This is a genomic window from Dietzia maris (assembly GCF_014144855.1).
Classification (GTDB): domain Bacteria; phylum Actinomycetota; class Actinomycetes; order Mycobacteriales; family Mycobacteriaceae; genus Dietzia; species Dietzia kunjamensis.
Window position 1 is genome coordinate 1 of sequence record NZ_JAALDN010000163.1, and the last position, 9,247, is coordinate 9,247.

Annotated in this window: 8 protein-coding genes; 5 read left to right on the plus strand and 3 right to left on the minus strand. The window is 66.6% G+C overall.

The window, feature by feature from the left end; translation table 11 throughout:
- Positions 1–187: 187 nt before the first annotated feature.
- On the minus strand, positions 188–1,270 hold the full coding sequence (locus G6024_RS05990) for a sensor histidine kinase (RefSeq protein ID WP_096905713.1): 1,083 nt from the start codon (positions 1,268–1,270) through the stop codon (positions 188–190).
- A gap of 92 nt (positions 1,271–1,362) precedes the next feature.
- The gene (locus tag G6024_RS05995; protein WP_096907287.1) at positions 1,363–2,055 is read right to left on the minus strand and encodes a winged helix-turn-helix domain-containing protein; all 693 of its coding nucleotides are present in this window, start codon (positions 2,053–2,055) and stop codon (positions 1,363–1,365) included.
- 313 nt (positions 2,056–2,368) lie between these two features.
- Here G6024_RS05995 and G6024_RS06000 point away from each other — a divergent pair, with 313 nt between their 5' ends.
- Positions 2,369–3,871 (plus strand): multicopper oxidase family protein, encoded by a 1,503-nt coding sequence (locus G6024_RS06000; protein WP_159148279.1) that lies wholly within the window; start codon positions 2,369–2,371, stop codon positions 3,869–3,871.
- Between the two features lie 60 nt (positions 3,872–3,931).
- Positions 3,932–4,570 (plus strand): DUF305 domain-containing protein, encoded by a 639-nt coding sequence (locus G6024_RS06005; RefSeq protein ID WP_096905715.1) that lies wholly within the window; start codon positions 3,932–3,934, stop codon positions 4,568–4,570.
- Positions 4,571–4,786: 216 nt separating this feature from the next.
- Here the strand turns inward: G6024_RS06005 and G6024_RS17045 are convergent, their stop codons facing one another.
- On the minus strand, positions 4,787–4,999 hold the full coding sequence (locus G6024_RS17045) for a hypothetical protein (protein WP_143337690.1): 213 nt from the start codon (positions 4,997–4,999) through the stop codon (positions 4,787–4,789).
- A 39-nt stretch (positions 5,000–5,038) separates the two neighbouring features.
- Here G6024_RS17045 and G6024_RS06015 point away from each other — a divergent pair, with 39 nt between their 5' ends.
- From G6024_RS06015 to G6024_RS06025, 3 genes are all read left to right on the plus strand, one after another.
- A complete protein-coding gene (locus G6024_RS06015; RefSeq protein WP_096905717.1) occupies positions 5,039–6,979 on the plus strand; it encodes a heavy metal translocating P-type ATPase in 1,941 nt (646 codons plus the stop codon).
- A 5-nt stretch (positions 6,980–6,984) separates the two neighbouring features.
- Positions 6,985–7,581 carry a CueP family metal-binding protein gene (locus G6024_RS06020; protein WP_173674769.1) on the plus strand — a complete coding sequence of 199 codons (597 nt, stop codon included), beginning with the start codon at positions 6,985–6,987 and terminating at the stop codon, positions 7,579–7,581.
- Positions 7,582–7,648: 67 nt separating this feature from the next.
- The gene (locus G6024_RS06025) at positions 7,649–8,950 is read left to right on the plus strand and encodes an APC family permease (RefSeq protein ID WP_096905718.1); all 1,302 of its coding nucleotides are present in this window, start codon (positions 7,649–7,651) and stop codon (positions 8,948–8,950) included.
- Positions 8,951–9,247 lie beyond the last annotated feature (297 nt).

A 9,247-nucleotide genomic window follows, 5' to 3' on the forward strand; every position in this document is an offset into this window, starting at 1 on the left:
CAACCATTCCGTACTCCCGCTCCGCAGCGCCGCCGCAGGCTCAGCTTGATTGCTGCCACCACACCGGAGAATCGCTGTCCGCGGCCGCGAGACTGACACCCTGGGACTAGACCGACCACTCAAGCACTGACGTGCGCGGGGAGTGCAGCGGGGTTGGGCGGACAGATGACGGGGAGGTGCAAGTTTGCTAAAGCAGTTTCGTTCCTGGCGTCTCTGCCGTGCAGGGGAGTTCGAGGGTGAATTGTGCTCCGTGGCCTGTGCCGCGGCTGCTTACTCGGATTCGTCCTCCGTGTGCTTCGACCAGTGCTCGGGTGATCGCCAGGCCGATTCCGGTGCCGCCTGCGTTTCGGCCTCGGGCGGGATCGGCTCGGTAGAAGCGGTCGAAGAGATGATCTAGGTGCTGTGCGGCGATCCCTTCCCCGGTGTCGGAGACGGTGATCGCGGTTGTGTTCGTTCTCGAACGAACAGCGCTGAGGGTGACGGTCCCTCCGGTCGGTGTGTGTCGTAGGGCGTTGTCGAGGAGGTTTCCCAGTACCTGTCCTATTCGCTCGACGTCCACGGTGACGTCGGTTGGTTCGATCTCACCCATGTGCAGCTGGACACCTTTGTCCGAGTAGCGTTCGCGTGCTGCGTTGACTGCCGTTTCCACCAGGGCTTTAGTGGTGGTTCGGGCTGGTTGCAGTCGTGTGAGGTGTTCTTCTGCATCGGAGACGTCGACAATGTCCGACGCGAGGCGTTCGAGCCGCCGGGTGGCCGCCCACAACACCTGCCTTGTGGAGTCGTCGAAGGTACGGACTCCGTCGTCCACGGCCTCGAGGTAGGAGTCGATGGTGGCCAGCGGGGTGCGCAGCTCGTGGCCCAGATCCGCGAGCATCCTTCGCCTGGTGGCGTCTGTCGCATCGAGACGCCTGGCCAGTTCGTTGACGCTGGTCGCCAGATCGTCGAACTCCCGGCCAAGTTTCGGACTCGCCATCCGGGTCTCGTAGTGCCCACGCGCTATGTCTGCCGTCGAAGTGGTAACCATGGTGACCGAGCGCTGGACCCGGCGGGTGAGGTACCAACTGGTGAGCAAGGCCACCAGGACCGCGATGGCCACCGCCAGCCCCCAAGCAAGGACTATGGCGACCGTGAAGGCTTCTTCGACGTGGGCTGCTTCGTTCGAATCGTGGTCGATGCCGGCTTGACCGAGGTGGTCGTGGAAAATGCCCGGGGCCAGGGCGGAGGCGACGAGCCACGCGCTGACCGCGCACCCGACGACCACACTGGACATGGCCAGAAGCAGGCGGGTTCCGAAGCTGAACCCAGCGACGCGTCGGCTGGTGCGGGGCCGAGTTTCAGTCGCGTCCGGCGATGGTATGTCGTTCACTGGCCGGTTCCCATGCGGTAACCAACTCCTCTGACCGTGCGTACGAAACGGCCTCGGGAGGCATCGTCGCCCAGCTTGCGGCGAAGGTGACCGATGTGGACGTCTACCAAGTGGTCATCACCCACCCAGTTCGGGCCCCACACGGCGGCCATCAGCTGGGCTCGGCTGAAGACGACCCCAGGGTCGCGGGCGAGCGCGGCGAGGATGTCGAACTCGGTGCGGGTCAGCGCGACATCGGCGCCGCCGACGGTGACCTCTCGGCCCGCGGTGTCAATAGTCAGGTCGCCGACGGTCCGTACCTGCTCCGGCGACCTGCCGTGGTCGATTTCGGTGGCGCCGGTTCGAGGTCTGCGCATCATCGCCTGGATCCTGGCCGAGAGCTCGCGCGGGCTGAACGGTTTGGTCATGTAGTCATCCGCGCCGACGGACAGGCCGATCAGCGTGTCGACCTCCTCGGTCCGGGCCGTAAGCATGACGATGTAGGCGTCGGAGTGCGTCCTGACCTGACGGCATACCTCGATCCCGTCCAGCCCGGGCAGCCCCAGGTCGAGAACGATGACATCGGGATCGATTCGACGAGCCAGACCCACCGCCTCCTGTCCGTCCCCGGTGATCGTGACATCGAACCCGTCGCGCTCGAGATAGGACCCGACCAGGTCGGCGAGGGGCTCCTCGTCATCGACCACCAGCGCCCGCGGACCGGCGTGCTGCTGGGGATGCGAACTGCGAGCGCCAGAAACGGAAGGGGGCATGCAGGCCATCTTCGCCGCAACTCCTGGAAATCCTTCACCCGAGTGGGCGCCTTGACCGAATCTTCACACGATCTCCATCCAGAACGCTCGGGTGGCCGGTCACCATGGGCGGTCGAGTCGGACACGGGAGGTACCTCATGCTCGGATGGGTCGCATTGACCGTCGGCGCCGTGGTCGTCACCGCACTGTGGGCGTCAACCTTGCTCCTGGTCACTGCCCTGTTCGGGCCGTCGCCCTCGGAGGGCGACCGATGAAGGAGTTGTCGCGGCGGGCATTTCTCATCGGTTCGGTCCTGGCCGGCGCGGGTGCGGTGACCGCCTGCAGCGAGCCGGCGCCCTCGGGGGTGCCGGTGTCGGCGTCGGATCCGGCGATCCGGGACCTGGAGGCCGAGCGGCAGCGACCAGGCCAGCAGGTGGTGAACGCTCGGCTGTCCCCGCGCCCGGTGGAGGTCGATCTCGGTGGTCTCGTGGTGTCGACCTGGGCATTTGCTGACACTGTTCCGGGTCCGGTCCTGCGGGCCCGGGCAGGAGATCTGCTGCAAGTCGAGGTGGATAACCAGCTCGACCAGGAGACGAGCGTGCACTGGCACGGCATCGCCCTGCGCAACGATATGGACGGAGTGCCCGGTCTGACCCAGGACCCGATCCATCCGGGCGCCCGGTTCACCTACGACTTCACAGTCCCCCACGCCGGGACTCATTGGTACCACTCACACTCCGGGCTACAGCTCGACCGGGGCCTGTACGGTCCGCTGATCATCGACGATCCCGCCGACCCCGGGGACTATGACCACGAATGGATCGTCGTCCTCGACGACTGGATCGACGGCATCGACGGCACGCCCGAGGACGCCGCCGGGCGAGTGGGCATGGATGCCCCCGGCGCTCAGGGCCGGCCGATGGCCGGAATGGGGCACGGCCAGATGGGGGGCGCACGGTCCAGCAACCCGATGATGACCTCCCGGTTGCTCGGTGTCGCCGGGGACGTCCACTATCCGCACTACCTGGTCAACGGCCGAGTCCCGGCCGATCCGATCTCATGGACTGCCAGCCCGGGCCAACGCGCGAAGATCCGGATCATCAACGCCGGGGCGGACACGTTCTTCCGCGTCGCCCTCGGCGGACACACGATGACCGTCACCGACACCGACGGCTTTCCCACCGCTCCCCAGGAGACGGAGGCGATCCTGCTCGGGATGGGCGAGAGGGTCGACGCCGTGGTCACGCTGACAGACGGGGTGTTTCCCCTCTTCGCCGAAGCAGAAGGCAAGAACGGGTACGGGTACGCCCTCGTGCGCACCGGGGCCGGCGAGCTACCCGCCGACCCGCGCCCCGGCGAACTCGACGGACCGGTGCTGCTGGCCGCGGATCTGACCCCAGCGCCGGACTCACGATTGCCGGACCGGGGGCACGACCGCTACCTCAGCGTCGACATGGGCGGCAGCATGATGCCGTATCGCTGGACACTCAACGGGCAAACCCACCCCGACACCAGGCCGTTGGAGGTCTCCCGCGACGACCGGGTCCGGATGCGGCTGCGCAACATGTCCGACATGGCCCACCCGATGCACCTTCACGGTCACACCTTCGCCCTCGCCGACAGCGGGCTGCGCAAAGACACCGTCACGATCCGCCCCATGCGGACTATCGAGATCGAGTTCGACGCGAACAACCCCGGCCAATGGGCCTTCCACTGCCACAACGCCTACCACCAGGAAGCCGGAATGATGACCACCTTGTCCTACCTCGCCTGACCACCACCCGATCGACACACCACCCGATCTTGACGCCGACCCGAAAGGACATCGACCACGATGACCCGCACCACTCTGCTCCTGCCCGCAGCCCTGACCGCCGTTGCCCTGACGCTGTCCGCCTGCACCGACAGCACCGACAGCACCGAAGCCTCGCCCGCCGCGCCCACCACCGCGGCCGGCGCCACCACACCCGTGGCCGGCACCGTTGCCTCTGGCCAGGACGAGGAGCATTCGCAGGCCGACGTGATGTTCGCGCAGATGATGCTCCCGCACCACCAGCAGGCGATCGAGATGAGCGACATCATCCTGGCCAAGGACGACATCCCCGCCGACGTCGCGGCGCTCGCCGAGGAGATCAAGGCTGCCCAGGGCCCCGAGATCGCGCAGCTGACCGACTGGCTGGAGCAGTGGGGCGAGGCGACCGAACCGCAGGATGGTCACGGCGGTCACGACATGTCCATGATGGAGGGAATGCTCTCCGACGACGAACTAGAACAGCTGTCCGACGCACAGGGAGCCGACGCCGCCCGGATGTTTTTGGAGCAGATGATCGCCCATCACCAGGGCGCCATCGCCATGGCCGAGGAGGAGGTCGAAGGTGGCCGCTACCAGCCTGCGGTCGAGTTGGCCCAGACCATCATCGACACCCAGCAGCAGGAGATCGACACCATGCGCGACCTGCTCACCTCGCTCTAACCACCCGATCGCCATGGGCCACACCGGCCCGGCACGACACCCGAGACACCACACCACGCGGAGAGGAAAATCCATGTTCTCCACAACGCGCTCTGCGCTCCCGCTCACGGCCGTCAAGGAAGCGTGTTCGTGCTGCTCCACGCCCACGGACCTAGAACGAATCGCCGCCACCGGCCGTCCGCGGGCTGACGATGACGCCGCCCTGGCCGCCTGCGCTCACACGAAAGTAGCCAAATGAGTCAGCCACACGATCACCACCACCATGATCGCCGCGGCGGACCCGGTGACGGTTCGGCCGGCCGCCCCGACGAGATGGCCACCTCGGTAGCCGAACATCATCACCCGGGCGCAGCTGACGACGCGGCGGGCCACGGCCACACCGGACAGCATCACTCCGGTCATGAAGACCACGGCGGTCATGCGGGGCACGCAGACCACGTCGGGCAGTTCCGGCGGCTGTTCTGGATCATGCTCGTTTTGGCAGTGCCGGTGGTCGGCTTCAATGACATGTTCGCCGACCTCATCGGCTACCAGCTGCCGGAGGCCGGCTGGGTGTGGTGGGTCTCCCCCGCCCTGGGCACGGTGATTTATCTCTGGGGCGGTCGGCCGTTCCTGACCGGCGCGCTGTCCGAGCTCCGCGCTCGCCAGCCCGGCATGATGCTCCTGATCGGCCTGGCGATCACGGTGGCGTTCATCGCCTCCTGGGGCGCTACCCTGCGCATCCTGGATCATGAGCTGAACTTCTGGTGGGAACTGGCCCTGCTGGTGGTGATCATGCTGCTGGGCCACTGGATCGAAATGCGCTCCCTGGCGCAGACCACCTCCGCGCTCGACTCCCTGGCGGCGCTGCTGCCGGATGAGGCCGAGAAGGTCGACGATGACGACGTCGTCATCGTCTCCCCGGCCGACCTGGTGGTCGGCGACGTGGTGATCGTCCGCCCCGGTGCTTCTGTGCCCGCCGACGGCACGATCATCGACGGCTCGGCCAGCATGGACGAATCCATGGTCACCGGCGAATCCAAGGCGGTCCGCCGCGGCATCGGCGAGCAGGTCGTCGCAGGCACCGTGGCCACTGACTCCGGCCTGCGCGTGAAGGTCTCGGCGACAGGGGACGACACCGCTCTGGCCGGAATTCAGAAGCTGGTGGCCGACGCACAGGCATCCTCCTCGCGGGCCCAGCGCATCGCCGACACCGCGGCCGGCTGGTTGTTCTGGTTCGCCCTCGCATCGGCCGTGATCACCGCGATCATCTGGAGCGCTCTCGGGTTGCCGGACGCGGGTGTGGTGCGCACGATCACCGTGCTGGTCATCGCCTGCCCCCACGCGCTGGGATTGGCGATCCCGCTGGTGGTCTCCATCGCCACCGAACGCGCCGCCCGCGGCGGCGTACTGATCAAGGACCGCCTCGCGCTCGAGTCGATGCGCACCGTCGACGCCGTCCTGTTCGACAAGACCGGCACCCTGACCAAGGGCGAACCCACCGTCACCGGAATCGAATCAATAGACGGGCACACCGCCAACGAGGTGCTTGCCCTGGCTGCAGCCGCCGAGTCCGACAGTGAGCACCCGCTGGCCAGAGCCGTGGTCGGGGCCGCACAGACCCGCGACCTGACCGTGTCGAAGGCGACCGACTTCTCCTCCTCCCCGGCCGTGGGCGTCAAGGCCACGGTGAACGGCACCGTGGTCGAAGTCGGCGGCCCCCACCTGCTCGATCAGCACGGACGCAATGAACTCCCCATCGCCGACCAGTGGCGAGGCGAGGGCGCGATCATCCTGCACATCCTCGCCGAGGGCCGGGTGATCGGCGCGCTGCGGCTGGCCGACGAGATCCGGCCGGAATCCCGGGACGCCGTCGACGCCCTGCATGCCGCCGGAGCCCAAGTCGTCATGATCACCGGCGATGCTCGCGCCGTGGCCGACACCGTCGCCGCCGAACTCGGCATCGACCGGGTCTTCGCCGGGGTCCGGCCAGAAGACAAGGCCGCCAAAGTCGCCGAACTGCAGTCCGAAGGCAAGAAGGTCGCCATGGTCGGCGACGGGGTCAACGACGCGCCCGCACTGGCCCAAGCCGACGTCGGCATCGCCATCGGCGCCGGGACCGACGTGGCGATCGGCTCCGCCGGCGTCATCCTGGCCTCATCGGATCCCCGCTCTGTGCTCTCGGTCATCGAACTCTCCCGGGCGAGCTACCGCAAGATGAAGCAGAACCTGTGGTGGGCCGCCGGCTACAACCTCGCCGCCGTGCCCCTGGCCGCAGGTGTCCTGGCCCCGATCGGATTCGTACTGCCCATGGGCGTCGGCGCCATCCTCATGTCCGCCTCCACCGTCGTCGTTGCTCTCAACGCGCAGCTGCTGCGCCGTCTCGACCTCCGCCCGGACACCGTCACCACAGCGATGCAACGAGGATGAATCCGATGAACACCACCCACTCCACTCGGAGACGAGCCGCGATCGCGCTCGTTGCCGCCGCTGCCCTGACCCTGACCGGCTGCTCGCCCGGGCCCGCCGAAAATGCAGTACCCAACTGGCCTCCCGCGTCGTTGGAGCACTACGACCTCGCCGGCCTCGACGCACCCCAGATCATCAACACGCTCGACACCATGCCGGTGGCCGACAGGCCGAACGATCTGATCGCCTCGGTGCAGCCGACAGAGCTGGTCTTGACCAGTGGCGATGAGAGCCTCGAGACGATTCCTATTCCAGAGGACCAGTTCTATCTGTCAGTGGCTCCGTATTACACGAGCACCCACCCCTGCCGATTCCACAGCCTGACCACTTGCCTCGGCGAGATCGCCAACGAACAGGTGCACGTCACAGTCACCGATAACGCCTCCGGTGACACCCTCATCGACGAACCGCTCACCACCTACGACAACGGCTTCCTCGGGCTCTGGCTACCGCGAGGCATCACGGCCACGCTCACCATCGACCACGACGGCAGAACGGCCACCGCTCCGATCTCCACGGGCGACGACGACCTCACCTGCCTGACCACTATGCAACTCGCCTGACATCCCCACTCGCGCCGATATCGCCACCGACGCGGCCACCCACCGGCAGGAAGGTAGTGCGGTCAGCATGGACCACAGCACACAGTCCCAAGACAAGCTCACTCTCACCGGATCCGTCGCGCTGGGAACCGGGGTAATGATCGGAGCCGGCATCTTCGCCCTGGTGGGCCAGGTCGCGGAATTGGCCGGCGGCTGGGTGCCGTGGGCGTTCCTCGCCGGCGCGGTGGTGGTGGCGTTCAGTTCCTACTCCTACATCCGGTACTCGGCCACCAACCCGTCCTCGGGCGGGATCGCGATGCTGCTCAAAGCCGCCTACGGGCCCGGGGTGGCGGCCGGCACGTTCTCCCTGTTCATGTACGTGTCGATGATCCTCGCCGAGTCCCTGCTGGGGCGGACCTTCGGCACCTACGTGCTGCGGCCGTTCGGCATGCAGGACTCCTCCCTGTGGGTGCCGGTGCTGGCAGTGTTCGCCATCGCCGCCGCCGCGCTGGTCAACCTGGTGGGCAACCAGTGGGTCGAGCGGTCAGCCACCGCTACCGCGGCGCTCAAGATCGTGGGCATCGCGGTGCTGGCGATCGCCGGCATCCTGGCCGCGGGCGTGTCCTCGCTGGGCCGACTGTTCACCGTCGCCGAACGCACCCCACCGGAGCACGGCTGGATGGGCTTTCTGGCCGGGGTGACCCTGTGCATCCTGGCCTACAAGGGCTTCACCACGATCACCAACCAGGGCGCGGACCTACGGGACCCGGAGCGCAACATCGGCCGCTCCATCATGATCTCCATCGCCCTGTGCACCGTCCTCTACCTGTTGATCACCGTCGCAGTAACCGCCAGCCTGACCGTTCCGCAGATCATCGGGGCCCGCGACTACGCCCTCGCCGAGGCTGCCAAGCCGATGTTCGGATCCTGGGGCGTCACGCTGACCGTGATCATCGCGGTGGTGGCGACGCTGTCAGGACTCATCGCGAGCTTGTTCTCTGTCTCCAAGCTCTACGACATGCTCCGCGACATGGGCCAGGTGCCGGGCCTACCCGGGGCTGGCGGACACCAGTCGCTCTACATCACAGCCGGCCTGGCGATCCTCATGGCAGCCTTCTTCGACCTGTCACAGATCGCCTCCCTGGGGGCGATCTTGTACCTGGCAATGGACATCGCCATCCATTACGGGATCGTCCGACGCCTCAAGGACGACGTCAATGCCAAGGCGTGGATCCCGTGGGTCGCGATCGTCCTCGACGTCGCAGTGCTCGTACCCTTCCTCCTGCTCAAGGCGCAGTCCGACCCACTCACGCTGGGCATCACCGCGATCGTGGCCCTAGTCATCATCACAGCGCAGTGGATCACCGTGCGTCACCGCTCCGCACAATGATCCGCCCTTCTGCGAAAAGCCGCTACAACGGGTATTGGACGCTTGTTATTACAAAGATTCTGCGAAGGTCGAGCCGAGGGACTGTAGCCAGTTCTGCGCATCAGTAGCGTCGGCGTTAGCTGGGCGCCTCCAGCGACGACTCGGAGAAGAAGGGAGCACATCGATGTCTCACATCACTTCAATGATCGAAACCCACCCCAACGACGCTTCCGGCATAGACGTGCAGAAGCTTGCCGACTGCATCGCCGCGTGTCTCGAATGCGCACAGACTGGACCGTTCCCGCTCTGGTGGACACC